The sequence below is a fragment of the Nostoc sp. genome, from assembly GCF_036917435.1.
Taxonomy (GTDB): Bacteria; Cyanobacteriota; Cyanobacteriia; order Cyanobacteriales; family Nostocaceae; genus Nostoc.
Map to the genome: position 1 here is coordinate 15,252 of NZ_JBALDM010000056.1, position 25,143 is coordinate 40,394.

The 25,143-nt window shown below is 38.6% G+C and carries 24 protein-coding genes and 1 tRNA gene; 12 read left to right on the forward strand and 13 right to left on the reverse strand.

Annotated elements, in window-relative coordinates; translation table 11 throughout:
* Window positions 1–27 precede the first annotated feature (27 nt).
* Complete coding sequence (locus V7K98_RS26640) at window positions 28–297, forward strand: hypothetical protein (RefSeq protein WP_335027439.1); 270 nt, start codon at window positions 28–30, stop codon at window positions 295–297.
* A 182-nt stretch (window positions 298–479) separates the two neighbouring features.
* On the opposite strand, the gene V7K98_RS26645 is transcribed toward V7K98_RS26640, so the two are convergent.
* Window positions 480–800: a TMEM14 family protein gene (locus V7K98_RS26645; RefSeq protein ID WP_335027441.1), complete on the reverse strand. Its 321-nt coding sequence runs from the start codon at window positions 798–800 to the stop codon at window positions 480–482.
* A gap of 98 nt (window positions 801–898) precedes the next feature.
* Here V7K98_RS26645 and V7K98_RS26650 point away from each other — a divergent pair, with 98 nt between their 5' ends.
* The 5 genes from V7K98_RS26650 to V7K98_RS26670 all read left to right on the forward strand — a co-directional run bounded on the left by V7K98_RS26650 (window position 899) and on the right by V7K98_RS26670 (window position 5,857).
* Window positions 899–2,263 (forward strand): ATP-binding protein, encoded by a 1,365-nt coding sequence (locus V7K98_RS26650; protein WP_335027443.1) that lies wholly within the window; start codon window positions 899–901, stop codon window positions 2,261–2,263.
* Between the two features lie 142 nt (window positions 2,264–2,405).
* A complete protein-coding gene (locus V7K98_RS26655; protein WP_335027445.1) occupies window positions 2,406–3,695 on the forward strand; it encodes a tellurite resistance TerB C-terminal domain-containing protein in 1,290 nt (429 codons plus the stop codon).
* Window positions 3,696–3,796: 101 nt separating this feature from the next.
* Window positions 3,797–5,119, forward strand: coding sequence for an ATP-binding protein (locus V7K98_RS26660; RefSeq protein WP_335027447.1), 1,323 nt, complete (start codon window positions 3,797–3,799; stop codon window positions 5,117–5,119).
* 115 nt (window positions 5,120–5,234) lie between these two features.
* Complete coding sequence (locus tag V7K98_RS26665; RefSeq protein WP_335027449.1) at window positions 5,235–5,423, forward strand: type II toxin-antitoxin system HicA family toxin; 189 nt, start codon at window positions 5,235–5,237, stop codon at window positions 5,421–5,423.
* 53 nt (window positions 5,424–5,476) lie between these two features.
* On the forward strand, window positions 5,477–5,857 hold the full coding sequence (locus V7K98_RS26670; RefSeq protein WP_335027451.1) for a type II toxin-antitoxin system HicB family antitoxin: 381 nt from the start codon (window positions 5,477–5,479) through the stop codon (window positions 5,855–5,857).
* Window positions 5,858–6,208: 351 nt separating this feature from the next.
* Here V7K98_RS26670 and V7K98_RS26675 read toward each other — a convergent pair whose 3' ends face one another.
* Together V7K98_RS26675 and V7K98_RS26680 are read right to left on the reverse strand one after the other, a co-directional pair.
* The gene (locus V7K98_RS26675; protein WP_335027453.1) at window positions 6,209–6,796 is read right to left on the reverse strand and encodes a Uma2 family endonuclease; all 588 of its coding nucleotides are present in this window, start codon (window positions 6,794–6,796) and stop codon (window positions 6,209–6,211) included.
* A 167-nt stretch (window positions 6,797–6,963) separates the two neighbouring features.
* The gene (locus tag V7K98_RS26680; protein ID WP_335027455.1) at window positions 6,964–8,145 is read right to left on the reverse strand and encodes an AGE family epimerase/isomerase; all 1,182 of its coding nucleotides are present in this window, start codon (window positions 8,143–8,145) and stop codon (window positions 6,964–6,966) included.
* A gap of 192 nt (window positions 8,146–8,337) precedes the next feature.
* Between V7K98_RS26680 and V7K98_RS26685 the strand changes: the two genes are divergently transcribed.
* The 4 genes from V7K98_RS26685 to V7K98_RS26700 all read left to right on the forward strand — a co-directional run bounded on the left by V7K98_RS26685 (window position 8,338) and on the right by V7K98_RS26700 (window position 12,665).
* A complete protein-coding gene (locus V7K98_RS26685) occupies window positions 8,338–9,216 on the forward strand; it encodes an aspartoacylase (protein WP_335027457.1) in 879 nt (292 codons plus the stop codon).
* Between the two features lie 484 nt (window positions 9,217–9,700).
* Window positions 9,701–10,237, forward strand: a complete 537-nt coding sequence (locus V7K98_RS26690; RefSeq protein WP_335027700.1) for a universal stress protein — start codon at window positions 9,701–9,703, stop codon at window positions 10,235–10,237.
* Between the two features lie 224 nt (window positions 10,238–10,461).
* Window positions 10,462–10,827 carry a DOPA 4,5-dioxygenase family protein gene (locus tag V7K98_RS26695; RefSeq protein ID WP_335027459.1) on the forward strand — a complete coding sequence of 122 codons (366 nt, stop codon included), beginning with the start codon at window positions 10,462–10,464 and terminating at the stop codon, window positions 10,825–10,827.
* Window positions 10,828–11,261: 434 nt separating this feature from the next.
* Entirely contained in the window at window positions 11,262–12,665 is a 1,404-nt protein-coding gene (locus V7K98_RS26700) for a hypothetical protein (protein ID WP_335027461.1), read from the forward strand.
* Between the two features lie 71 nt (window positions 12,666–12,736).
* Here V7K98_RS26700 and V7K98_RS26705 read toward each other — a convergent pair whose 3' ends face one another.
* From V7K98_RS26705 to V7K98_RS26735, 7 genes are all read right to left on the reverse strand, one after another.
* A complete protein-coding gene (locus V7K98_RS26705; protein ID WP_335027463.1) occupies window positions 12,737–13,075 on the reverse strand; it encodes a hypothetical protein in 339 nt (112 codons plus the stop codon).
* Between the two features lie 498 nt (window positions 13,076–13,573).
* Window positions 13,574–14,170: a dephospho-CoA kinase gene (coaE, locus tag V7K98_RS26710; RefSeq protein ID WP_335027466.1), complete on the reverse strand. Its 597-nt coding sequence runs from the start codon at window positions 14,168–14,170 to the stop codon at window positions 13,574–13,576.
* 67 nt (window positions 14,171–14,237) lie between these two features.
* On the reverse strand, window positions 14,238–15,827 hold the full coding sequence (gene cobA / locus V7K98_RS26715) for a uroporphyrinogen-III C-methyltransferase (RefSeq protein WP_335027468.1): 1,590 nt from the start codon (window positions 15,825–15,827) through the stop codon (window positions 14,238–14,240).
* A 103-nt stretch (window positions 15,828–15,930) separates the two neighbouring features.
* On the reverse strand, window positions 15,931–17,160 hold the full coding sequence (locus V7K98_RS26720) for a tetratricopeptide repeat protein (protein ID WP_335027470.1): 1,230 nt from the start codon (window positions 17,158–17,160) through the stop codon (window positions 15,931–15,933).
* Between the two features lie 265 nt (window positions 17,161–17,425).
* Window positions 17,426–19,561 (reverse strand): ATP-binding protein, encoded by a 2,136-nt coding sequence (locus V7K98_RS26725; protein WP_335027472.1) that lies wholly within the window; start codon window positions 19,559–19,561, stop codon window positions 17,426–17,428.
* Between the two features lie 475 nt (window positions 19,562–20,036).
* Window positions 20,037–20,510 carry a tetratricopeptide repeat protein gene (locus V7K98_RS26730; protein ID WP_335027475.1) on the reverse strand — a complete coding sequence of 158 codons (474 nt, stop codon included), beginning with the start codon at window positions 20,508–20,510 and terminating at the stop codon, window positions 20,037–20,039.
* Between the two features lie 3 nt (window positions 20,511–20,513).
* The gene (locus tag V7K98_RS26735) at window positions 20,514–21,476 is read right to left on the reverse strand and encodes a homogentisate phytyltransferase (protein ID WP_335027477.1); all 963 of its coding nucleotides are present in this window, start codon (window positions 21,474–21,476) and stop codon (window positions 20,514–20,516) included.
* A 264-nt stretch (window positions 21,477–21,740) separates the two neighbouring features.
* Here V7K98_RS26735 and V7K98_RS26740 point away from each other — a divergent pair, with 264 nt between their 5' ends.
* Window positions 21,741–22,364 (forward strand): hypothetical protein, encoded by a 624-nt coding sequence (locus V7K98_RS26740; RefSeq protein WP_335027479.1) that lies wholly within the window; start codon window positions 21,741–21,743, stop codon window positions 22,362–22,364.
* Between the two features lie 30 nt (window positions 22,365–22,394).
* Here the strand turns inward: V7K98_RS26740 and cobA (V7K98_RS26745) are convergent, their stop codons facing one another.
* The 3 genes from cobA (V7K98_RS26745) to V7K98_RS26755 form a co-directional block, all read right to left on the reverse strand.
* The gene (gene cobA, locus V7K98_RS26745) at window positions 22,395–23,174 is read right to left on the reverse strand and encodes a uroporphyrinogen-III C-methyltransferase (protein ID WP_335027481.1); all 780 of its coding nucleotides are present in this window, start codon (window positions 23,172–23,174) and stop codon (window positions 22,395–22,397) included.
* Window positions 23,171–23,908, reverse strand: a complete 738-nt coding sequence (locus V7K98_RS26750) for a sirohydrochlorin chelatase (protein WP_335027483.1) — start codon at window positions 23,906–23,908, stop codon at window positions 23,171–23,173. Before V7K98_RS26750 ends, cobA (V7K98_RS26745) begins: the two co-directional genes overlap by 4 nt.
* Window positions 23,909–24,171: 263 nt before the next feature.
* The gene (locus V7K98_RS26755) at window positions 24,172–24,555 is read right to left on the reverse strand and encodes a DUF4359 domain-containing protein (RefSeq protein WP_335027485.1); all 384 of its coding nucleotides are present in this window, start codon (window positions 24,553–24,555) and stop codon (window positions 24,172–24,174) included.
* Between the two features lie 124 nt (window positions 24,556–24,679).
* Between V7K98_RS26755 and V7K98_RS26760 the strand changes: the two genes are divergently transcribed.
* A tRNA-His gene (locus V7K98_RS26760) sits at window positions 24,680–24,752 on the forward strand.
* The last annotated feature ends 391 nt before the right edge of the window (window positions 24,753–25,143 follow it).

Here is a 25,143-nt window from a genome sequence, read left to right on the forward strand (position 1 = left end):
ATTTCATTAATTTATAGCAAATTAGATTTGGCAATACCCTGCAATAGCAATGCATCGGCTTGTTATGTTAATGCAATGGCTTGCTATGTTAATGCATCGGCTTGTTATGTTAATGCGTCGGCTTGCTATGTTAATGCGATGGCTTGCTATGTTAATGCGATGGCTTGCTATGTTAATGCGATGGCTTGCTATGTTAATGCGATGGCTTGCTATGTTAATGCGATGGCTTGTTATGTTAATGCGTCGGCTTGTTATGTTAGGGACTTCCAAATAAAAAATATCCCAAAACTGATGTAAAAACCCTCTCTATTTCCTCTTTCTCTGTGTCCTCTGCGTCTCTGTGGTTCGTTTATTGGATAATTTATTTCTTGGGAAATCCCTTAGTGCGATAGCTTGTTATGTTAATGCGATGGCTGCGCGTCGTAAATTCTAAGCGCGACAAACAAACAGGAGGGTGGTTGTTACTTATAAGACTGATGCTACCTTAAAGCCGCAATTTGACTCACCATCACCGCCAAAGCCACCATCCCTAAAATCGTCATTAATCCCGCCGGCATAAACTTGCGTGTTTTAGCCAGTCGAACTGCAAACACTACCACTAAAACAGCAGTAACTAACACTGCTAAAATCGAACCCCAGGTTTGCCCTTGGAGTTGAAAGTAAGCGGCGAGTATTAGTAATAAGCCGCTAATACTACCACTTAACAGTGAAATCTTACTTCTAGCTTGAATATAGCCAATAACGCCACCAGCGATCGCTAATATGCCGTAGGCGAAAGCAGCAATTATACTTAAATTCATTGTTAATCTGTAGATTTTGACTTTACTGCCAAGGTCAGTAGACAATTTACCATAGCTAAATAGCTATACCACACAGTTGATTGATGGATAATTAAGCGATGCCAATAGCAAATACTTCTTCATATACAAAAGTTCAATACCTCCAGCGTCAAGCGGCCTCACTTTTACTGTACCAGTCTGTTCTCCAAGGCGAAGTGGGGATGGCATTTTTGGAACTGTTGCAAGCGATACGCTACACTGACTCTGATGCACGGGGTTGTCTCGAAGCCTACGGCCGTTACTTCCACGCTTTGGCTGCTAAAAATCAAAACTGGGAAGACTATTTAATTACTCAACTTCTCTTCTCTAAGAATCCTTTTACAAAGCTGGCCGAAGTGCGAGAATTTGAAGAATTGCCCCCGGCTTTAGTCGCAGCAGTACAGCACGATTTACAAATATTGCAAAGCCTCTATGAATGTAGCAGCGCTTCTTTAAGCGAGTGGATACAAGGCGTAGCTCAGATGCCGATTTCGCCAGTAGTGTGGTATAAAGAGCAAGAATTCGTAGGAGTAGATCCAAAGTTCGCTACATATTTACAAGACTTAGATAATTGGGGTGATGGTGTAGAAGAGTTGGCGGCTTATTATCGGCAATGCGGCTCTGGTTTATTTGCAGAATATCGCGCCTTAAGGTGGCAAGCTGGGCAGTTTATCGGTATTCGGTATTCAGATCCGGTTAAGCTGAGTGCGCTTGTAGGTTACGAGTCTCAAAAAGATGCTTTGTTGAAAAATACAGAGTTTTTATTATCAGGAGAGATGGCACTCCATGTATTACTTTACGGTAGCCGTGGTTCTGGCAAATCTTCTTTAGTGAAATCTTTGTTAAATGAATATAGCGATGCCTCCGGCGAGGGCAAAGCCCAACGCAATCTCCGCTTGTTGGAAGTAACCAAATCTGATTTAAAAGAATTACCAGAAATCGTGGAACATTTACGAGGAGTGTCACAAAAATTTATCATCTTTGTAGACGATCTTTCCTTTGAAGAAGATGATGATGCCTTTAAAGCCCTCAAGGTAGTTTTAGAAGGTAATTTAACCGCCCGTCCGCAAAATGTAGTTGTATATGCTACTTCCAATCGCCGCCACCTGATTCGGGAGTTTTTTGTGGATAGACCTACCCCCAAGGATAACGAGGAAATCCATGCTTGGGATACGATGCAGGAGAAACTTTCGTTTAGCGATCGCTTTGGTTTAACCTTGACCTTTGAACCAGCCGACCAGAAAACTTATCTGAAGATTGTACAACATCTAGCCATGCAAGCTGAAATTAATATTACCCAACAAGATTTGGAATTTCAAGCATTACAATGGGCAACTCGCCACAACGGTCGTTCTGGACGCACAGCACGGCAGTTTGTTGACTTCTTGAAAGCAGATTTAAGACTTTTTAATTCAGATCGCAATACATCCAAGACTTCTGATTAAAATTATTTAATTATGATTACACTTTTTTATTAGTCACATACAACATTATGCACCAGTAACTCAAACTATATATTTCAAAAGCATTATGTCTATTCTAATTACGAATTACCATAATAATTTCACTACGCTAAAAACCAGCAATATGCAATCAGTAACGATCAGTAATCGATTTATACTAGGGATAGTTGCCTTTAGTGTGAGTTTTGGTCTTAGTCTCGTCCCAAGCTGGGATTTTAATAAAGCCTTTCTCACAGGTGTAATTACTGCATCTACCATGTACGGGGCAGCATTATTCGTAGATAAGCGACGGAGAAACTATGAAATGTTTGTTTTAGGTTCTCTCCGCAAGCGAATTAAAGAAATGGAGGGATTGAAAGCTCGTGTTGTCAGAGAAATAAATCAAATTGAAGAACATCATAATTTATTATATTCAGAGTCACAACAACTACAAAATCAAGTTATAGAAGCCCGGAACCAAAGGGATAGTTTACATCGAGAATTAAGAACCTGTGCCGGACAAAAAAAACAGCTAGAAACTGAAATCAATACTCTGCAAACTGAAATAAATAACTTGCAGAAAAATCAAACAGAATTGAGCAATGCCTTTTCTGTCCTCACAGCAGAGAAGCGCCGTTTAGAGTCCAATTGCAATGTATCTCGTGCTGAAATTGCCCAGTTGCAAAGTCAAATCTCTGAACTCCAGCAAGAGAAGCAAGAATTTGAAAGTAATGTAACTCTTTTAGGCAGACTCAAACCCCAATTAGAAGAAAAACTATACCAACTACGAATTACAATTCAAGAATTAGAAGCTGAGACAACCCAAAAAAATCAATTGCTGATAGCGACAAAAAGCGAAATAGAAAATATTCAAGCCATCCTGAATTCTTCGCAAACCCAACTAGCAGAACACAAAGCTGAATTACAGCAGTTGCAAGGGCAAGTTTCATTATTGCAAGAAGAACGAGATTCATTACAAAATCAAGTATGGGAATTACTCCAACAACTAGAAACATTTAATTCAGAACCTTTACCTGATAATTCTAAAGAAGATGATACTGAATTGTTTCCTTTTTCTGAAATAATGGAAACTACAGCAGTCGTAAATACTTCGGAAGCTGATACATCAGAGAACCTACCTGAAGAATGGACTAATTTTTTAGAAAATCTCCCAGGATACGAACTACAAGTATTAAAAGCTATAGTCGAACAAGATAACCCAAAACCTGCTATTAAAAAACTTGCCGAAGCAAATATCACTATGCCAAATCTCTTAATCGATTCTATAAATGAGCGGGCAAATGATACTATTGGTGAATTAATAATTAACTCAGATTCTGAAAATCCAGAAGTTTACCCTGAGCATATTAATCATGCCAAAAAAATGATTGCAATGCATGAAAGTCTCATCCCTAGACATGCGTCGTCAAATTAAATTACTATTGCCGTCATAAGATTTGTACTAAGGTTAATATCTACCTTACCTACTCTACTTACTGCGTGCTTATGCGTTTAGAATAAAGTGAAGTGTAATACATGGCAAAGCTCAAAATCTCGAAAAAAATCTCTACTGCTTTAATCAATTCTCTTGGCGCGGGTGTAGTACCAAGAGTAGGAGTTGAATATATAGCAGTAGGGCGAGAACAAGAACTAAAAAGCCTATTACAAAATCTTGATGATATTGCCGAAGGTGTCGCAGCATTTCGCTTTATAATTGGTAACTACGGTTCCGGTAAAAGTTTTTTATTACAACTAATTCGTAACCGCGCTATGGAGCAAGGTTTTGTAGTAGCTGATGCTGATTTATCCCCTGAACGGCGATTAGCTGGAAGTAACCATGAAGGTGTCGCTACCTATCGAGAATTAATGAGCCACCTAGCTACAAAAACTCGTCCTGATGGTGGTGCTTTAGTTTCGATTTTAGAAGGATGGATTAATAAAATTCAACAAGAAGTAGTTAAAGAAACTGAAATGCGTCCCAATGACGATGGTTTTGATGACAAAGTTGAAGCGAAAATTAGAGAAGTAGTTCAGTATATTGAAGACTTAGTTCATGGTTTTGATTTTGGTAGCGTGATTATCGCTTATTGGCGTGGCTATCGAATGGATGATGATGATTTAAAAAATTCGGCGATGCGCTGGTTACGTGGAGAATTTACTACTAAAGTTGAGGCGAAAGCAGCTTTAGGAGTTCGGGTAATTATTGATGATGATAGTTGGTATGACTATATAAAACTATTTGCTAAATTTGTCGCGGAAATTGGCTATAAAGGACTTTTAATTTTAGTTGATGAAGCTGTACATTTATATCAAATATCTACTACAGTCACACGAGAAAAAAATTATAATCGACTCCTCGCAATGTTTAACGATACCATGCAATGTAAAGCAGAACATCTTGGTATTGTTGTTGGTGGAACAACTAAATTTTTAGAAGATCCCAAACGGGGACTTTTTGCAGATCAAGCTTGGCAAAGACGCACAAAAGAAAGTCGTTTTGTTGTACAATCTGGCGTTCAAGAACATCTAGGGCCAGTGATTCGGCTAAATCCTTTGAGTGAAGCAGAAATATTGACGCTTTTGCAACGTTTAGCTGAGATTCATGCACTCAATTTTGGTTATGAACAGACTTTGACAAATCGTGAGTTGAAGGAGTTTGTGAAAGAAATTATTAGTCGCTTGGGTGCAGAAGCATTACTTACACCAGGGGAAATTGTACGAGATTTTATGAGTTTGCTGAATATTCTTCACCAAAATCCGGGAATTGCATTTGGTGAATTAATTCATGGTTCTAAATTTAAACCTACTGCTATGGGTAAAGATGTTGATGAAGATGGCGCAGCAGAATTTAGTTTGTGATTTATTAATCACAGATAAAGATACATGCTAGCACCGTCTACTGATTTATTAGAAATACCAAACCAGAAAGAAGTAAAAAACTTGTTTATAATACTATATATGATACTATTCTTCAATGAGCAAGTTAAAAAAACTGGTAGAGCAATTTCTCAAGCGACCTCCAGAAGTGCGGTTTGAGGATGTGCGCTACCTTTTGGAAGCTTTGGGCTTTGAAGAAAAAAGGTCTAAGGGTAGCCATCATAGTTTTCGAGACTCCCAAGTGAGAACTGTGACTATACCCAAAAAAAAGTGGGCAGAAAGTTAAAGGGGTCTATGTTCAGCAAATTATTGAGCTATTAAATTTAGAAGAGTGGATTAATGAAGACACTGAATCAGAAGAACAAGCAGATTAAAAAACCTTCTTTAGAATATTATTTAAATCTTCAGTATCCTGTGACACTTTATCCTGATTTAGAGGGTGGATATGTAGCTCAAATTAGAGACTTACCTGGATGTCTTACTCAAGGTGAAAGTCTAGAAGAGACAATGGCAAATATCAACGAGGCACGAGAATTGTGGATTGAAACAGCTTATGAAGCTGGAGACGAGATTCCTTTACCTAGCGTAGATGCGAACTACAGTGGTAAGCTACTTTTACGGATGCCGAAATCTCTACATCGTCGTTTAGCTGAGGTGGCTGAACAGGAAAATGTAAGTCTTAATCAGTATATTGTTTTTTTGTTGAGTTCATCGGCATAAGTATTTATAGATTTATTTAAAAGTATTAGAAAACTAAGAAATACTTGCTTATCGCATAGACAGGAGGGATTTTATTTCACTTATCTGCTTATCAATTACACTAAAATGATTATCAAGCATTTTTAGCATTTTTAATAGCTTCTCCGAACCCATATAATTCGGAAACAAATCCAAAATCAATATAATTAGTTCAAGGTGGTGCATACTAACAGTATTTTTTTCATGTATTTTAGTATAAAATCAACTATAAAAAGCCTAAATCATCAGTATTTAAACGTATCTTTCATCAACGTATTAATTTAATATCTTTGGCAGAATACAACACTTGTTTACCCAATTGCACTCACAAAATCATTTACCAGTACCTTGTGGAAACAAGCGACTCAAGTCCAAGAATGCATTTTCAAATCCAGAAATCGCTACTGACTGATTCGGTAAATAAATCTGCTTGCTGAGATAGCTAAACTTATTTTGAGCATTTTGATATGGCTGGCTATGATGCTCAAGTTGACTATCTGGCAAATTCACAATCCAGTAATGAGAAATTCCGGCTTCTGCATACAAAGACAACTTGGTTATTTGATCGTAATCTATGGTTTTATCCGAAATTTCGATTACTAACAAAATATCTTTGGGATAGGGATGATGAGCGAGATAATCTTCATCTCTTCCTCTTGCAATGACAACATCCGGCTCAGGCTCACTTTGATTAGGAAGGGTGATGGGATCTTGTCCACAGATGACTGCTCGATCGCCTAATAGCCGATCTAATTGACGGCATAGGATAGAACTACAAACTGTATGAGGTGTTCCCTTTGCTGTCATTTCAATCAGTTCTCCTCGAATCAATTCAATATGATTGGCCTCTGTCAGAAATCCGAGTTCAATCAATTGATGGTATTCAGCGATGGTAAATCGCTTATGTGTCACAGCATTCATGAGACATCCTTTTAATGCACTGATTCCACTTTACTTGTAGATTAAAATGACTGCGATCGCAATAACTTAAGCCGTCGTTACTAGGACTTACGCATTCATAAGTATTCTTTAAGCTGTTGTTATCAATGCTGAAGCCGTTGTTATGAACATGAATTTTTGTAAGAAATCTATTGCAAAGGAGTTGCGATCGCATCAAATTGCTGCCAACAAAGGTACAATGCACGCGGTACATGAAAACATCCTTTCCATTTGCCACCTTTAAGGTTCAACAATACTTCTCCACGCCGATTCAGATAGCCAAACCACTCACCATATTCTGAATCAGCAAAGTGTGTCCAGGTGTAATCGTGCATCTTTTGATACCATTCCCAACACACCTCACGTCCCGTTAGACGATAGCCCATCGCTAATGCAACTAAAGATTCTAGATGAACCCACCACAACTTTTGATCCCATTCCAATTGTTGTGGAGGATGACCATCTGCATCCATAAAGTAATACAGTCCGCCATACTCGCTATCCCAAGCAAAATTTAGGATGTTTAACACCACATCAATGGCTTGATTAATAGTTTTGGTATCGTTTTGACGACGGGCGATATCCATGATAAACCACATCGCTTCGATACCATGACCGGGGTTAATTAACCTTCCTTCAAAACAATCGACGTGGGAACCGTCAGGGGCAACATTTTCGTACATTAGTCCCCGTTCTTGGTCGAGAAAGTCAGTCATCACTTCGCGTACAGTTTCAGCTAAGACATCCTCTAGTGTTTCCTTTGGTAACAACCATTCCATTTCTAGAGTTAGGTTAGCTAAAATCATCGGTACAGCCAATGATTTCATCGGGCGTGTGCCGGGATAGGTTTTATTATATTTGCCTTTTGGGTTTTCCTTGCGGCGTAATACGTTGTTGTAAGCTTGCGTCGCTAAATCTTTTGCCCATTCTTCGCCCCCAGCAAGTGCATATTTACTAAATGCCATCGCTGCAAAGCAATCAGAGAAAATATTGTAAGGCTCAACTAGTGGTTTCCCGTCACTGGTAAGGGCAAAGTACCAGTTACCATCACTATCTCTGCCATGTTGAGCGAGAAAATTAGCGCCATTACTGGCAATTTTTAACCAGTTTTCGCGTTTTTCTAACTGGTTGTATAGCATAGAAAAAGTCCACACTTGGCGGTTTTGCAGCCAGATGAATTTGTCTGTATCATAAATTTTGCCGTAGCGATCTAGGCAAGTGAAATAGCCACCTTGCTGCCAATCAAGAGAATATTTTTCCCAAAAAGGGAGGACATCGTTGAGGAGGGCGTTTTTGTAAAGTTCAGCCAACGCTTGAAAATTAGACTCCATAAGTTTCCTCCCCCTTGTGCTAAAGCTAACAGCTTAACACTTATCACATTTTGGCTCGAATATGGAACGATGCCGAATAGCCCATCGTAGGCATTGCGTCAGTCTTTTACAAGATTTAGTCAGCAGCAGTTATACTTCTATGTTGTATCATGCACCATTCTCAATAACCGTAAGGGAGCCAGTGAGGTTGTTATGAGTCAGATTGAACGAGTTGCGATCGTCGGAGGAAACCACGGTAATGAGTTAACAGGAGTACATTTAGTTAAAAGATTTCAGCAGTATCCAAGTTTAATCAATAGATCGAGTTTTGAAACTCTGGCATTACTTGGTAATCTTAAAGCTATTGAAGAAGGCAAACGATACATTGACAAAGATTTAAACCGTTGCTTCACTAATCAAAGCTTACAAAATATTCAACTTTCAAGTTATGAAGATACGCGAGCCAGAGCAATCCAACAGATACTCCAACCGCAAAATCAGCCCTTTGTGGATGTAATTGTAGATTTGCATAGCACAACTGCCAACATGGGGTTAAGCCTAATTTTTTGTGATATGCATCCTTTCTTACTTCGGTTAGGGGCTTATTTGACTTCAATAAATTCGATGGTAAAAGTTTTTGTGAATCCACAATCTAAAGAAGGTGGTTTTCTCCGTTCTTTGTGCAAATTGGGTTTTGTGATAGAAGTTGGTGCTGTGGCTCAAAATATTTTAAATGCTGAATTATTTCAGAAAACAGAGCAACTTATTTATGTAATCTTAGACTATTTTGATGGGTGTAACCAAGGTAATATTCCACAGACAAACAGCAAGCTTACACTCTATCAATATATTGAGACGGTGGATTATCCTAGAAGCGATTGCAAAAAGATTCAAGCCATGATTCACCCTCAACTTCAGTTTAGGGATTATGAACCTCTCAATCCAGGCGATCCAATATTTATGACTTTTGAAGGAAAAGATATTTTCTATAAAGGAGCATCTACTGTTTATCCTATTTTTATTAATGAAGCTGCTTACTACGAGAAAGGAATTGCAATGTATCTCACTCAAAAGCAACAAGAGGCAGTTTAATACAAGTTGCCACAATGATTGAAGTTGTGCATTATTACCAATGACTAATGACTAAATCGGCGGGCGGCTATTGGACATCGCATCTTTTTTATAAATCTATAAAATAGAACCTGATATTTATTTTACTTGAGTAAGTATAGAAGAATTACATGACTTTTTGGCAGTGGAAGACACTGAATCCATCTGATAAATCCATAGTTGGAGTATATCAAGGTACTGCCTTTGGAAAAACAATAGATACTGAGCTAAGACCGTATCTTATGAAACAGGATAATTCCTCGTAATCAAAGATAAAGACTTATTTTCTTCACAAGTTTCTCAAATTGTTTTGCTATATATATAAATATAGGGTAAAAACCTTTAAGAAATTTAAAATCCAAAAGTCGCTAAATATAGTTGAGGAATTAGTCTTTTTTGACAATCCAGCATTTGGAAATCTGAAACCGTAAAGACCAATCACCAATAAAATCGGAGGTCTATTATGATGTTTAAAAAGATTTTAGTTGCATTAGATCGCTCGGAAATAGGACAACAGGTTTTTGAAGAAGCATTAAGTTTAGCAAAGCTAACACAAGCTAGTTTAATGCTAGTGCATGTCCTAACTCCTGAACAAGAGGGTAGCCCTTACGTACCTATGGTGTCTAATTTTGACTACTATCCAGGATTGAGCAGTCAAAGCTTTGAGTTATATCAACAGCAGTGGGATATCTTTAAAAACTTAGGAATCCAGATGTTGCAATCTTTTTGTGCCCAAGCGAATACAGCAGGCGTAAGTACAGAATTTACACAAAATGTTGGTAATCCTGGTCGGATTATTTGCGATTTCGCCCATAGTCATGGCGCTGACCTAATTGTTATGGGGCGGCGGGGTCATTCTGGGCTAATGGAACTATTTCTCGGTAGTGTGAGTAACTATGTTCTTCACCATGCTCCTTGTTCAGTTCATGTTGTGCATCTTTCAGTTGCTTCTAAAAAAGATGAAGCTGTCAAACAAACTACAAGTACTTTAAGCATTAACTAACTACTAACTTGCTTACCCATCAATTTAAACTTGAATCATATAGGGGCGCACAGCTAGCTGTGCGCCCCTACTCCAGGTAATTGCAAACGGCAGCTAGCCAAATTTTAAATACGATATTGAGCTAAAATTGAGCGTAGGCGTACCCCGTTGTAGACATCGCTTTTTCATTGAAAAAGGAAAAGTCCGCTACCCAAAATTTAAAGTTGAGAGCGCAAAGTGGATCTATGAAAGAAGATACTATCGAGATCGCTGGTTTTCATGCTCATGTTTACTTCGATACTGCAAGTCGGGATGTAGCTGCGCGTGTACGTGAAGGATTAGGCGCTAGGTTTGACGTGCAACTGGGACGCTGGTTTGACAAGCCCATCGGGCCACATCCAAAAGGGATGTATCAAGTTGCTTTCTTACCAAATCAGTTTGATAAAGTTGTTCCTTGGCTAATGCTTAATCGTGAGGGATTGGATATTCTAGTCCATCCTGAGACAGGCGATGCTGTCACAGACCACGCAGTTTATTCTCTATGGTTAGGAGAAAAGCTAGATTTGAATATTGAGTTTCTTCGACAGCTTAGTTCGACTTCATCCAATTAAGGGAACTAGCCCACTGTATTGGGTAAAAGTTCTAGTTTGAGGCGCAAAACTTTTTTATTGTGACTAATTATGGAGAAATTGAAAAAGTCTAATATCTTGATAAACAAAGGTTTAAGCCTATGCAAAGATGCTTTTATTCGCTTTCTGTAAGCATCGCAAATAAAGCAAACATGGATAAAGTCGAGCTTAGACTCTGACCAAAGCTTAAGCCTGATCAAAACTTAAGCTAACTATGGCGGAAAATTGCTTGTTTTGTAGTTTCACTAATAGGAGCAGTTTTTTAAAATAGATGTAGAGTTCAGCATCCGCAGCTAATGGGTATTAAACCCTTGAATTTGAGATAAACGTTTATTAACATGACCTTTTACAAGAGAAATTCGTTTTATAGAATGCTATGCTGTTAATCAGCATTCTTATAAAAATAAATTTTTCCGATGAAAAACATCTCTGCGAACGAAAAACTTGCAGGCGGTTCCAAATTTGGCAAGGCTAATTTTAAAGTTACGAAGAAACAGATTTTATTTAGTACCCTTATTCTATGCCTTGGGTTGCTGGGACTGGGTGGTTTCTGGTTTAAATATAGATATAAATCTGATAATCAGATGAGTGTAAAACTACAAGAATTATCTAATGTCGATTATCCTGTCAATCCTGCGCCTTTAGGCAAAAATTTTCAAAGATATTCTCATAGAAAATTAACACTTATTAAGAGAGATGATACACATTTCGATTTCGTTTTTGAGCCAACAGATACAAAAACGGCAAAAATAATTATAAAAAATGTTGATTTAGAGCTATTAGTTCCTAAAGCACCCGAATGGGTTAAAAAAGATCGAGGTTTAGAAATAATTGCTTTTACAGACCGCGAGTGGAACAGGCAACAGGTTAGTTTTGCTGCTAATTCACCAAATATAGAAATTATTGGTGGAGACGGTTTTGAAAAGCAAAACGTCGTAGAAGTCGCTTTGGCTAATAATTGTTTAAATGCCGGATTGTGGGAAATTTTACTTTTTACTAAAGAAGATGGTAATAAATCCCTTTATTATCAAAGTTGGTTTACCTTCCCGATGGGACATTATAAAAATGTTTTTGAAAAAATTAATAATATTTCTTATTGGCGGGATTGGTGGAAGTTAGAACACTGGCAAGATCCAAGTGGCACAATAGTAAAAACTAATCTTCTGAGAAATGTAATTGATCAAAAAGAAGTTCCTACTCAATTTCCACTTGATGAAAAGATAATTGTATCGGGAGAGCAAAGTAGAAAAGTTAGAACTACATTAGCGACCAACATCACAAAATGGAGAGATTTTTACGATCCTAAAAATGAAATTAAATTTGCTAGCTTTCGACCACCAGGATTTTACGATCAAAATAAGCCTTGGGGAAATCAATACTGGAGAATAGGAAAATTTGATAAAGCTATTTTAAGGAACGTTAAGCCAATTGGTGTTGCCCAAAATTTACAAGAAATTGAGTTGGTATTCACAGATACCAAAACTAGCGAACAAAATAGATTATTCATCAGTGGTATTGATCTTAAAAAGCTTCCTCAATTGCCTGTAGAAGACTATCCTAAAGGCTTATATATGCCGATGGGGATTGGCATACCTCCTTTTTATCAAAGCTACGATGAATTAACAAAAAATCATCCAGATGTCAGCCCTTACTTCAGTGTTTTACTTGATTCACAGGAGCGGTGGATAGATCATCACCATTTAGCAGTTGATGGTTCAGTGATGCATCTTGATAAAGATAACCCAAATCTTTTGCATCTTTACTTACTATCTTATGAAAGGAATACTTTAATAGCTCATTTTTTGATCGATTTAAAATAGATACACATCTCAATACTTGTCGGTTAAAGGGAAAAGGGGAAGGGGAAAAGGAGAAGGGAAAGAAAAAACCTTCACACAAAACTGGTATCAATAGGTACTTGCTTAAGTAAGGCTATCCACATATCAGATGGATCTGAATAATAATCAACTTCTTCAACTTGATATTGATAAGATTCACAACCTTCTCGTAAAATAATGCGATCGCAGGGTTTAATGCCTTTCCCTACTCCAGTCATATACCCTATCATCCCTTCATTGATGCGCTCAAATACATAGTCGCTTCCATAAACTAGTTGGCTATAATCGTGTATTTTATTCTTCTGCTTTAATCCGCTTGTTGGAAAGCTAACTAGAGCGAACTTGCTTAAAAAACTAAAACTTAAGTTCATACCTGTCCCGATCAAAGACATAAGTGAGTTCTCTCAAAGAAGAAATCTATAACGAAGAGTTCTGGATTCTAGGTGAATCTGAATCCCTTTTAGTCACCAATCCAGAATCGAACAGGTGGACAATCTAGTTAGGAATCAACCTCATTGACAGCTAGTAAAGGCAATTTATCACCCAATATCTAATTAAATTTCTGCACCCAGAAGTAGCAAAAAATAAATTACAAGTAGTTATTTTATAAACTACTTAATAAAATAATCTTAAAAGAAGCTCAATAATTTATAATCAATTTTTCTTAATTCTTAATTATTAATGTTTAATTTTACTCCATAATATTTTTTGCCCAATAACCACTCAAATTTACAGTACCATCAACCGCAGATTCAACTGTAAAACCACCGAATTATTGGATACGATTGAGTCAGATATGAGATTTTTTACTTAACTAGATAATCTTAAATTGATAAAGATTTTATGTATTAAAAATGTCATAAATGTATATTTTTTAAGATAAATCGGCTCTAGTCCTTACTTGTGCTTTTTAAAGCTACATCTACCTGCTTAAGTAGTACTTCTAGGGTGGAAGAGTTATCTAAAACTACATCTGCATGAGCCACTTTTTCTTCGATAGGTAATTGGCTGTTGATCCTGGCTTGTGCCTGTTCTCTAGTAAAATGGTTTCGTTGTATCAATCTTTGTATTTGTTGCTCTTGGTTACAACACACTACCCAGATTTCTGTAACCAAATCAGTCATTCCTGCTTCAAATAATAGAGGCACTACTAACACCAGTGTTTGTAAGGAAGATTGGGTAATTGCTCTGAGGAAGCGATCGCGCACATCAGGATGAATCAAATTATCTATCCAGTTGCGTTCATCTTGACGATTAAAGATAATTTCCCCTAGCCTTTGGCGGTTGAGACTGCCATCTGGTAATAAAATTTGTTCGCCGTAACGCCCGGCGATCGCACCAAGAATAGGCGAACCTAATGATACTGCCTCTCTAGCATAAATATCTGCATCCAAAATCGGCAGTTTATAAGCGCTAGCTAAATAATTTGTAACAGTGGTTTTGCCTGTGGCAATACCTCCGGTTAAGCCGATTATACGTTTTGTCATTTGTTATTGGGCATTGGGCATTGGGCATTGGGCATTGGGCATTGGTTCTCTCCCTCATCTCCTTTATCTAAGAATTGGTTGCCCATGTTATTAGTGCTTGGGTTAAACCATCTAAAGTATATTCTTGGGCTTCTACATCTACACGTCCGAATAAAGCATGACAGGTTTTAGAGGTTTGAGGGCCGATAGAGGCAATACAAATACCCTCTAATAATTGATTTGTATCAGAGTTGTGGGAAAATATTTTTTCAGTGAGTTGATAGAAAAATTGTACAGTTTTAGAACTGGCAAAGGTAATTACATCTATTTTGCGGTTTTGGAGAGCTAATTCTGCCGCAGGTGGAATACCACTAGGGCAACAAGATTGATATGCGGCAACTTCGATTAATTTTGCTCCTTTGAGAGTTAACTCATTAACTAAAACTTCTCTTCCGCCGCTTTCAACTCTAGGGAATAAAATCTTTTTTCCATCGAGTTTGTCTGGAAAATGTTCTATTAAAGAATCGGCAACAAAGTTGGGGGGAATAAAATCTGCTTGGAGAGAATATTGTTTGAGACTATTGGCTGTTTTCTCGCCAACAACAGCAATTTTGACACCTGCTAAGGCACGGCTATCTTTACCTTGGGCGATTAATCTTTCAAAAAAGTAATCTATGCCATTGGTAGAAGTGAGAATTAACCAGTCAAAATCAGATAAATTAGCGATCGCATTATCCAAAGCTTCCCAACTGGAGGGCGGGCCGATTTCTAAGGTGGGCATTTCGATGACTGTAGCACCTAATGCGATGAGGCGATCGCTAAATGTACTCGACTGCCCAACGGAACGTGTCACTAAGATTGTATTGCCAGTAAGGGGTTGGAGAGAGGTGGAGAGGTTATTTAACATTGGAGTTTGGGCTAAAGTCGAATCCTGACAATCTATTTTCTCAGGTTGTAAGTACTTATGTAGCCCAACAACTTCGCCAACAACAATTACCGCCGGGGAAAGGGATAATCCGGTGGTTTGTTCTAAAATATTGCCAAGTTGTGCTATCCAAATTTGTTGACGAGGAGTTCCCGCCCAACGGATGATTGCAATGGGTGTTAAGTGCGATCGCCCGTGTCGCACCAGTTGATGTACAATCTCTGGCAGATGTAGCCCTCCCATCAAAATTACCAGTGTCTCTAACCGTGAGAGTGCCTCCCAGTCTAAAACCTCTGGCTCATGGGCTGTAAGCACTGCAAAACAACGGCTCAACACCGGATCTGTGAGGGGAATTCCTGCTAACAACGGTGCTGCAAAGGCTGAAGAAATTCCTGGTACTAGTTCAAAATCACAACCAGATGCTTTCAACGCTTCAATTTCAGAAGTACAACGCCCAAAAATTAACGGATCGCCTGATTTAAGTCGTACAACTTGTTTCCCTTGCTGGCAATGCTTTACCAATAACTTATTAATTTCAGCTTGAGTTGTACTAGGTTTACCACCGCGTTTTCCAACATCCAACTTCAAGCAATCAGGTGGTACACACTGCAATAATTGAGCATCTACCAGAGCATCGTAGACTAAAACCTGAGCAGCAGCCAACAGATTATAAGCTTTTACCGTCAGATATGCCACATCTCCAGGCCCAGCACCGACAAGGTAGACTTTGCCCCTTTCTTCAATATTTGTCATTTGTCATTTGTCATTTATCATTTGTCATTTGTCATGGGTTATTTCTTTCCATTCCCAATGCCCAATGCCCCATGTCCAATGCCCAATGCCCAATTCCCAGAATTCAATTCGTTCGGATATTAATTTTTTGGATTAGCTGATCGACTTCTTTAACCATTTCCTTGTTTTCTTCAGCTTGGAATAACTCTCTAGCTTTTTTGAGATTAACGATCGCTTCTTCTAGCTGTTGTTCTCTGCCTAAAGTGATTCCCAAATTATAGTAAGTGAAGGCATCGTTAGGTACAAGGCTAATGGCTTTTTTGTAATGTGCGATCGCTTCTTGGGGTTTACCTTGATCGTCCATCGCATTTGCTAAACCTGTGTAAGCTTGTGCGTGTTTGGGATCGAGGCGAATCGCTTCGGTATAGTCAGCGATCGCTTCTGCAAGCTTGCCTTGAGCGTAAAAAGCGCTTGCTAAATTATAATGAGCGTCTGCATACTTGGGTTCAAGGCTGATGGCTCTTTTATATTGAGCGATCGCTTCTTCTAGTTTGCCTTGCGCGTAGAGGGTATTTCCCAAGGCATTATAACCTGCTGAATTTTTCGGATCGAGGCGAATCGCTTCGGTATAGTTGGCGATCGCTTCTACCGGCTTACCTTGAGCGTACAAAGCATTTCCTAAGTAATAGTGAGCGTCTGCATACTTAGGATCGAAGCTAATGGATTTTTTGTACTGAGTAACTGCTTGTTCTAGCTCACCTTGAGCGTACAGAACATTTCCTAAACGTGTATAAGTTGGGGCATAACTGGGTTTGAGGCGAATAGCTGCTGTATATTCAGCGATCGCTTCGGTTAACTTACCTTGAGCGTAGAGAGCATTTCCTAAGTTATAGTGAGCGTCTGCATACTTGGGTTCAAGACTGAGGGCTTTTTTGTATTGAGCGATCGCAGGTTCTAACTGATTCTGTCTTGCTAAAGTCAAACCCAAATTAAAGTAGGCTCCAGAGTCTTGAGGATCGAGACTGATGGCTTTATTGTATTGTGCGATCGCTTCTTGGGGTTTGCCTTGATCGTCGAGAGTATTTGCCAAAGCAATATAAGCTTGCACAAATTTGGGTTCTAGTTCAATCGCTTTCCGAAAAGCCGCCTCTGCTGCTTTGAAATCTCCTTGTTTATAGAGATTGCTTCCTTGCTCAAAGTAAGTAACTGCATTTTTGTTACTAGGAAGTGCTGCTCGATTTGAGTCTGGAATTTTTGATAAAACAACACCAATATCTTTACCAAAGGCAGCATTCCCATTACTCAAACACAAGCAGATAATAGCTGCTACCAGTACATTCTTGTTTTTCAGCATTTTTATTACCTTACCTACTTGGTTTATATGTAATATCAAGTTGCATAGCTTTGGTGCGGTTCTAGTAGGAATTATAAGTGATTAACCTAACTTGATACAAGTTATACCATTTATGTATGAAGATGCGCTTATCAGCGCCTAAAATTAAATCGATATCCAGAATCATTATTTTTCACGAATGATTTAGGATTGCTAGATAATTGTGCATTTATACATAATAGATAGGGTTTTATTAACAGTAATAAGTCATTCCTCATGTAATTTATTACACTTCTGTTTGGATAATTTTAGTTATGGCTGCAATTAATTTTTCTGGGTTAATAGGCTTAGATAAATGCATTTGAAACCCAGCTTTTAGTGCTTTTTCCTGGTCATCATTTCTAGCAAAGGCAGTCAAGGCAATTGCAGGAATTTGCCCACCTTCTTCTAACGTCAAACCTCTCACTTTATGTATTAACATATAGCCATCCATATCAGGCATACCAATATCACTGACTAACACATCTGGCTTTACCTGTGCTAAAGTTTCCAATGCTTCATAAGCGGAAGATACCGCAATGACAAAAGCCCCATCTTGCTCTAATACAAAAGCAATAAAATCTCGTGAATCAATATCATCATCGACAACTAAAACCCTAGTGCCGCTTAGGGGTTTAGGAATTAAGAATGCAGAGTCATTTTGCTCATCTTTCAAACTTAGGCTTTCATCTGGCAGAAGTGGTAAACTAACAGTAAATATTGCTCCTTTACCCTCACCTTCGCTCTTTGCTTTAATGATGCCGCCATGTATTTCGATGATATTACGCACAATTGCTAATCCCAGTCCTAATCCACCAAAATTTCTCGTAGATGTGCTATCTGCTTGGCGAAAATAATCAAACACATAAGGCAAAAACTCAGGGCTAATTCCCTTACCCGTATCGCTAACTATGATTTGAGCATAACCATCGGCTTGCTCTAATCGCACTTCTATCTTTCCTCCCTTGGGTGTAAATTTGACACCATTAGAAACGAGATTCCAGACAACTTGCTGCAAACGAGTCGAGTCGCCCATAACTTGCCCCACATTCGATTCAAATACTGTATTCACCTCAATCAACTTTGTTTCTGCCGCTAAACGCATTGTCTCAAGTGCCGACAATATCGTAGATTTTAAGTTAATCTTTGTAATATTTAATGTCAGTTTACCCTGTAAAATTCTGGAGATATCTAGTAAGTCTTCAATTAGTTGAACTTGTAAAGTAGCATTTCGCTCGATTATGGCTAGTGCTTCAGATGTTTTTGCTTGGCTAAAAGTGCGAGTTTGCAACAACTTTGACCAGCCGAGAATTGCGTTTAATGGAGTGCGTAATTCATGAGAGAGGACGGCTAGAAATTCATCTTTAATTCGATTGGCTGTTTCTGCTTTAGCTCGTGCTATTTGCTCTAATTCCAGTAGGTGCGCCCGTTCTTCAAGTATTTGTTTTTGTTCGTGGATATCTGTACACGTTCCAAACCACTTTACTACAATACCTTGCTCATCTTTAAGTGGTAAACCTCGCGCTAGTTGCCAACGATAGGAACCATCAGCAGCCCGTTTGAAGCGATATTCATTGTTATATGTAGTACTATTTTTTACGGCATTAGACCACACTTCATCAGCATTTTGGATATCATCTGGATGCAATGCAGCCAACCAACCAGAACCCAAAGACTGCTCTAATGTTAACCCAGTATATTCGCACCAATTTTGATTAAAAAAATCACATTCTCCGTTAGCATCAGTTGTCCATACAAGTTGAGGAATTGCCTCAGCTAGATAACGGTAGCGTTCTTCACTTTGTCGAAGAACTTCTAAAATTCGTTGGCGTTCAAGGCTTTCTTTTTGTAGTTGCTCGTTAGTTTTGGTAATTTCATTGGTGCGAACGGCAACCATTTCTTCTAGATGATTTTGGTATTTTCGCAGTTCCTTTTCTACCCGTAAGCGTTCGACTATTTGTATTTGAAGTTCTTGATTTGTTTGTTCTATTTGAACAGGGCTAGGAAGTGCCAGTGCTTGTGGAACTAGAGACACAAGTTGTATTGCTGTAATTACAGATATTATGGCCGTTACTGCTTTGACAAATCCCGATATCCAATAAGTTGGATACCAAAGTGTCCAAATTTCTATTAAATGAGTGGTACCGCAAGCTACGATAAATGCACTAAAAAGTAGAAAAATCCAATAAAAGGGCAAATCCTGCCGTTTACGGACAAAGTAAAATAATGTAGCTGGAATCGAATAATAAGCTAGTGCAATAAACGCATCAGATAATATGTGTAACCAAACTAAATTCGTTTGCCATAGATAACAATGCCCATGTGGAATAAATGATCCTGATGTAAGAAATTTAGTCCACAATTCTGATATAATTTCTGACATAAACACTTGATTATTTTGAATCAATAATTTTTTTTAGCCCAAGTTGTTTGCCAATTGGAAATTTACTATTATCCTATCTGAAGATAGGAATGAGAGAATGAGGTAACGAACCGCAAAGAACGCTAAGGGCACAAAGGTAAGAGAGTTGTAAAGGGTTTTTGCATCAGTAATATGAATTTTTGGAAAATTTGGATGCTCTCTAGATTGTAATAGGATTTACGCAAAACTATCGGCTGTAGGGGCAATTGATGAATTGCCCCTACCGGGAAATTGAGTTTAGGCTATTGTTTGCCTGCGTCTTGTGTAATTCTCAGGATTATGAAGGGAGTGATCAAACTGACGAAAATTGCGGACATAATTATATCAAAGACTGGTAATTCCAAAATAAAACCATTCTCACCATAATAATGATGAGAATGGTAAAAAAATTAGGAGACGCAACAGGAAAATTTAATCTCTGCAATTCTCACTCAACCTAAGATTGACTTGACTTAATACTCATTTTATCTAATAGTTGAGTGATTTTTTTAGCTTTTTCCGGTTGGCGTTGTTTTTGCAATAAATCTTTAGCTTGTAGCAGGTTAGTTTTAGCTTCTTCTTCTCGCTCTTGCTGCATGAGAATATTCGCCAGACGCAAGTAAGCATCGGGATTTTTTGGGCTGCGGCGAATCACTTCTCGGAATAATTCTGTTGCTTCCTCTACTTGTCCTTGCTGGTTTAAAACATCTCCCAAAAATAAGCGCACTACATCATTAGTTGAGTTGAGGGAAATCACTTTGCGAAATGCGGCTTCTGCACCTTGGTAATCTTTGGCTTGAGCAAGATTGATTCCTTTTTGAAACAAGTCTGAGGTAATCAAAGTTTTCCAAGCGAAATAGCCCAGGATTGACAAACTCAAAACAACTACAAGAGCAGCGATAATAGAACTGGTAGGAAAGGTTTCTAGCATTGTCTAAGCCAAAAGGCAGGCGATAGGAAAAATCAGATATTCGATAAAAAATAGTTTCCAGATAAATTGGTAGAATTGAGCGATCGCACTTTTATCTTCTAAGTCTACCGTCAAACTCCGTAACCACATCCAAACCAACAGCCCTAAATGAGCAGTTATCAGAAAGATGGGGTTAACTGAGGCGATGTGTAGCACTCCTACCAGAATTATCCCTAGATAGCAGACAGTTATCACCCAAAGAGCCAGATTAAACACAGCTTGGGGGCCGAGCTTGATGGTGAAAGTAGTAATATTGTAGAGGCGATCGCCTTCTATATCGGGGATATCTTTAAAAATTGCGATCGCAAAGGTAAACACCAAAATAAATAACGTCAGCACCCACACCACAGGCGGAATTGCTTGGCTTTGTTTCAGCGCCCAACTGTAATGCAGATACAATCCTAAATTAACAATCGTGCCGCGTACCGAAAAAATACACAGTGCTGCCCAAAATGGAAACTGTTTTAAACGAATTGGTGGTAAAGAATAAGCAGTACCAATGGCCAAACTAATTGCTACCATCCCAAATAAGAATGGCCCAGTTAGCCACGCCACAACTAGAGCCAAAATCCCAGTAGACGCAACAATTAATTGCCCCGTCTGTTGAGAAAACTCACCTGATGCCAAAGGCAAATGAGGTTTATTAATCTTGTCAATATCAACATCTTCTAATTGATTCAGCCCTACGATGTAAATATTGCCACATATACAAGCAATCCATGCACCGAAGAGAGGAAGTAGGGAGTTAGAAAATAAAGAATCAGTATTATTACTAATAGCAATGGCAATTAAATACAAACTCAACACACTCAGACTTGTACCAATAATCGTGTGAGGGCGAGAAAATTTCCAGAAAGCGTATAACCAATGGAAATATGATTGAACAGGTTTGCCTGGCAAAGGGCTGTTTTGAGAACTCTGGCTCATGAGTACCTTAGATATTGCATGAATTGTCAGATTTTAACTATTGTCACAGAATTTGGTCATTGACAAGAGCTTTAGTAGGTTAAGTAGCGGTAGCACAATCCTGCGTAGCCCTACTCAAAAGCCAGCTACGCATAGCGAATCTATCTTATGGAAGATCCTCAATACCAAAAACTCTGACGACTGATTAAAAAATACCTCTTTCAGAGACTCCACAGAACGTTACAATCTATCAGAAAAGCAAAGAAAGTAAAAAATGGTTAAATTATGACAGCTAATTTGACACCTACTATAACTACATTTGACTTTGTTACCGTGCTATCAGAAGCTACGGCTGGATATCGACGACAGAGAGATACCCGCCCTAGTACTGAAATATTAGTAAATTCATTACTACAAGCAGAAAAATCTGCCAAGCACCAAAACTTAACTTATCCCTTTGAGTCTCTTCTAGGTAAATGGCAACTTTGCTTTGCTACTGGTACTAAGAAAGTCAGAGAACAGGGAGGAGTTATATTAGGTAAGGGTTTTTATGTACCCAAATTTATAAAAATCCATGTTTCCTTTAATGCCAATTTAGAAGAGGATTCAGATAGGGGCGAAATTTGTAATCAGGTTAAATTGGGCCCATTTTCGTTGAAGCTTACGGGGCCAGTACAATACATAAGTAAGAAAAATTTATTGGCGTTTGACTTTAACCAGATGATTATCAGTCTGTTTGGTCATGTTCTTTACAGCAGACCAATTCGTTCTGGTAAAGCTCAAACAGAAGATTTCTACAACCAGTCCATAGCTCAACTACCCTTCTTTGCTTTCTTTTTAGTAACAGAAGATTTCATCGCCGCTCGTGGACGTGCAGGAGGTTTGGCATTTTGGATTCGAGAAACTTAAGGATAGTAGATTTCACCTTTGCGCCAGGCATTAAACTGGACGACTAGCAGACAAAATACTGTGCATATTGACTACTTCTCCAATAACTGCGATCGCAGGCGCACCAAAGCCAGTTTGCTCTACCTGTTCTACAATTGTCTCTAAAGTACCAATCAATTCTTCTTGTTCTGGGCGCGTACCCCAGCGCACTAAAGCAATGGGTGTTTCTACCTTCAGCCCAGCTGCACTTAACTGTTCAACAATATAAGGCAGATTGTGAATTCCCATATAAATTACAATGGTTTCGGAACCGTGTGCGATCGCATTCCAATTTACTTTCGGTCTATACTTACCCGCCGCTTCATGACCAGTTACAAATGTGACTGATGAGCTATAGAGCCGATGAGTCAAAGGAATACCTGCATAAGCCGCCGCCGCAATCCCCGATGTAATACCGGGCACAACTTCAGTTGATATGCCAGCGTTGACTAATTCTTCCATCTCTTCGCCACCGCGACCAAAAATAAAAGGATCGCCACCCTTTAACCGCACTACAATTGCATGAGCCTGCGCTTTATCAATCAGCAATTGAGTTGTTTCTTCTTGGAACAGCGAATGTTTCCCTCTGCGCTTACCGGCATTAATTTGTTCGGCTTGGGGATTAATCATTGCTAAAATTGCCGCACTCACTAAGGCATCATAGATAACGACATCTGCACATTCCAATAAACCTTTCGCCTTCAGGGTTATTAGTCCCGGATCTCCTGGCCCCGCACCTACTAAATAAACCTTTCCCAAATACTTGTTCTCCTCTTCTTCTGTGCGGTTCATCTATCCGTTAAATCCCAAATTAGCTCGGCTAATTCTGCACTTGCTCCCAAGGGCTGCGCTAGTTGCAAATTCACCGCAGAAAATTGTAATTTTAGCTCCTCTATGGAGGCTGCGATCGCATCGGTTATGCCACCTGTGAATAAAAAGTATGGCAAAATTGCAATTTTTTTATAACCAGCAGCTGCCAACTCTGTCACCCGTGATTCTAAACTAGGAGGCCCAGCCCAATAAGCAGCCACTGCTGACAAACTCGCCGCCATTGCTTCTACGGTTTCTTTGGAACCTGGGCGACGGCTACCATGAGCTAAGAGAATCCATGCTTCAGCTTTTATAGCAGCTATTTGCTTGGTCAGTAATTTTTCTAAATTGGGGTGAGAGCCTAAATATGGTTGCAACTCAATCATAATATCTTCACCGAGAGCCTGTTGTGCTAGCGCCACTTCAGCAGGAATATCTGTCATGACATGGACTCCCGGCAGCAGAAATAGCGGTACAATTTTAAGGCGATTCTGGTTTTGAGAGAGTTGCCGATTGCCAAAAGCGCTCTTAGCAAATTGTTGAATCTGCTCATGTAAAGGCTGAGGACTCATTTCTAAAGCAGCTATACCAACCAGATGTTCGCTATTTAATGCATTGTCGTATTTGTGACATACCAGCTTTGCTAGTTGCTGCATAGCAACTTCTGGGCGGCGATCGCGACTTCCGTGAGATACTAGCAGATAGGCAGACGACATTGGCAAAGTTTGAACTTTAGTTACTAATACTTATATTTTACTTAAAATTAAACTGGTGGAAGTAAGTAAGTTGCTCAAATTAAATATCAAATTTGAACCTGCCTCCGGCTTCCCTCTCTTTACTAAGGAGAGGGATTGAGCGTGAGATTTGATCTTATATTTAATTACGTCTACTTACTTACTCTGGTGATTATTGAAACTATTATCAATTCCTAAATATAAGTATTTTAAATCACTTTTATATTCACCCACTGCAATTTGCTTTATTGTTCTTCAGCAGTGTAAGTATAAAATTGCTCGAAAGCTCCCACTGTTTCAAACTTGTAAGAAGGCATCCAAGAATTGATTTTTAAATCTGTATGGTAAATGCTAAAAATTATGTAATTTTGTCTTTCTGTAGTCCTGGCAATAATTCCTTGGATTTGTGGGTTAGCCGAGTCAACTAACTTATCACAATTAAAATGGATTAAATTTTCTATCATATTGGTAGTTTTTTTGCATACATCGGTTTTTAAGTATTTTGTTAACCGTTGCACTGCATATTCTTCATATTCAACCTGACTGGGATTAGTCTTCGCCATTGTCACACCCAAGGCGGCGAGTCCTGCTGCTGCTCCAGTATATGCAATGAGGGTTAGGGGTTTCATGTTTGCCAAGTAAAATTCATTGTAATTGTTAGATTTCAGAGACTCAAAATCAACTGAGTCCGTTCCTTGCAGAAAAACTCTTGATCGTTGGACAAATTATTGCTATAATCGAAAATGTTGAATGGCGAGCGTAGCCAAGTGGTTAAGGCAGTGGTTTGTGGTACCACCATTCGCGGGTTCGATTCCCGTCGTTCGCCCTATCTAATTTCATATTTATCCATAAATTCTTATAGAAGATAATTTGTGGTTTTGAATGTTCATAACCATTACTTTAGCAAGTATGTGCCTTCTACAAGTTAATGACTTGAAAGAGTCGCAGATCCAGTATAATTCATCAGATTATCTTATAACTAATTTGATGTATATAAGCAAATATACCTGCTCAATCAAAATTAATTGTGCAATCTGGGCTTATCTTTTATAATGTCTAAGCAAACGCCGATAGTGCAAAAAGTTTGATAAGTTAAGTGGGCATGAATAAATCAAACTATAATTATGCAATATAAAATTAATTAAACAGGTTCTTATCATTAGTCAAAAAATTTTTATTTACATAGAACTACTACACAAATTAAATGCTTATGACAG

Excerpts from the sequence above, each read along its gene's own strand:
- V7K98_RS26720 (WP_335027470.1), bottom strand. The coding sequence starts at position 17,160 with ATGCTGAAAAACAAGAATGTACTGGTAGCAGCTATTATCTGCTTGTGT.
- V7K98_RS26730 (WP_335027475.1), bottom strand. The coding sequence starts at position 20,510 with ATGCTAGAAACCTTTCCTACCAGTTCTATTATCGCTGCTCTTGTAGTT.
- coaE (WP_335027466.1), bottom strand. The coding sequence starts at position 14,170 with ATGACAAAACGTATAATCGGCTTAACCGGAGGTATTGCCACAGGCAAA.
- cobA (WP_335027481.1), bottom strand. The coding sequence starts at position 23,174 with ATGAACCGCACAGAAGAAGAGGAGAACAAGTATTTGGGAAAGGTTTAT.
- cobA (WP_335027468.1), bottom strand. The coding sequence starts at position 15,827 with ATGACAAATATTGAAGAAAGGGGCAAAGTCTACCTTGTCGGTGCTGGG.
- V7K98_RS26655 (WP_335027445.1), top strand. The coding sequence starts at position 2,406 with ATGCAATCAGTAACGATCAGTAATCGATTTATACTAGGGATAGTTGCC.
- V7K98_RS26705 (WP_335027463.1), bottom strand. The coding sequence starts at position 13,075 with ATGTCTTTGATCGGGACAGGTATGAACTTAAGTTTTAGTTTTTTAAGC.
- V7K98_RS26750 (WP_335027483.1), bottom strand. The coding sequence starts at position 23,908 with ATGTCGTCTGCCTATCTGCTAGTATCTCACGGAAGTCGCGATCGCCGC.
- V7K98_RS26675 (WP_335027453.1), bottom strand. The coding sequence starts at position 6,796 with ATGAATGCTGTGACACATAAGCGATTTACCATCGCTGAATACCATCAA.
- V7K98_RS26735 (WP_335027477.1), bottom strand. The coding sequence starts at position 21,476 with ATGAGCCAGAGTTCTCAAAACAGCCCTTTGCCAGGCAAACCTGTTCAA.
- V7K98_RS26700 (WP_335027461.1), top strand. The coding sequence starts at position 11,262 with ATGAAAAACATCTCTGCGAACGAAAAACTTGCAGGCGGTTCCAAATTT.
- V7K98_RS26665 (WP_335027449.1), top strand. The coding sequence starts at position 5,235 with ATGAGCAAGTTAAAAAAACTGGTAGAGCAATTTCTCAAGCGACCTCCA.
- V7K98_RS26690 (WP_335027700.1), top strand. The coding sequence starts at position 9,701 with ATGTTTAAAAAGATTTTAGTTGCATTAGATCGCTCGGAAATAGGACAA.
- V7K98_RS26695 (WP_335027459.1), top strand. The coding sequence starts at position 10,462 with ATGAAAGAAGATACTATCGAGATCGCTGGTTTTCATGCTCATGTTTAC.
- V7K98_RS26650 (WP_335027443.1), top strand. The coding sequence starts at position 899 with ATGCCAATAGCAAATACTTCTTCATATACAAAAGTTCAATACCTCCAG.
- V7K98_RS26740 (WP_335027479.1), top strand. The coding sequence starts at position 21,741 with ATGACAGCTAATTTGACACCTACTATAACTACATTTGACTTTGTTACC.
- V7K98_RS26660 (WP_335027447.1), top strand. The coding sequence starts at position 3,797 with ATGGCAAAGCTCAAAATCTCGAAAAAAATCTCTACTGCTTTAATCAAT.
- V7K98_RS26680 (WP_335027455.1), bottom strand. The coding sequence starts at position 8,145 with ATGGAGTCTAATTTTCAAGCGTTGGCTGAACTTTACAAAAACGCCCTC.
- V7K98_RS26685 (WP_335027457.1), top strand. The coding sequence starts at position 8,338 with ATGAGTCAGATTGAACGAGTTGCGATCGTCGGAGGAAACCACGGTAAT.
- V7K98_RS26725 (WP_335027472.1), bottom strand. The coding sequence starts at position 19,561 with ATGTCAGAAATTATATCAGAATTGTGGACTAAATTTCTTACATCAGGA.
- V7K98_RS26670 (WP_335027451.1), top strand. The coding sequence starts at position 5,477 with ATGAAGACACTGAATCAGAAGAACAAGCAGATTAAAAAACCTTCTTTA.
- V7K98_RS26755 (WP_335027485.1), bottom strand. The coding sequence starts at position 24,555 with ATGAAACCCCTAACCCTCATTGCATATACTGGAGCAGCAGCAGGACTC.
- V7K98_RS26645 (WP_335027441.1), bottom strand. The coding sequence starts at position 800 with ATGAATTTAAGTATAATTGCTGCTTTCGCCTACGGCATATTAGCGATC.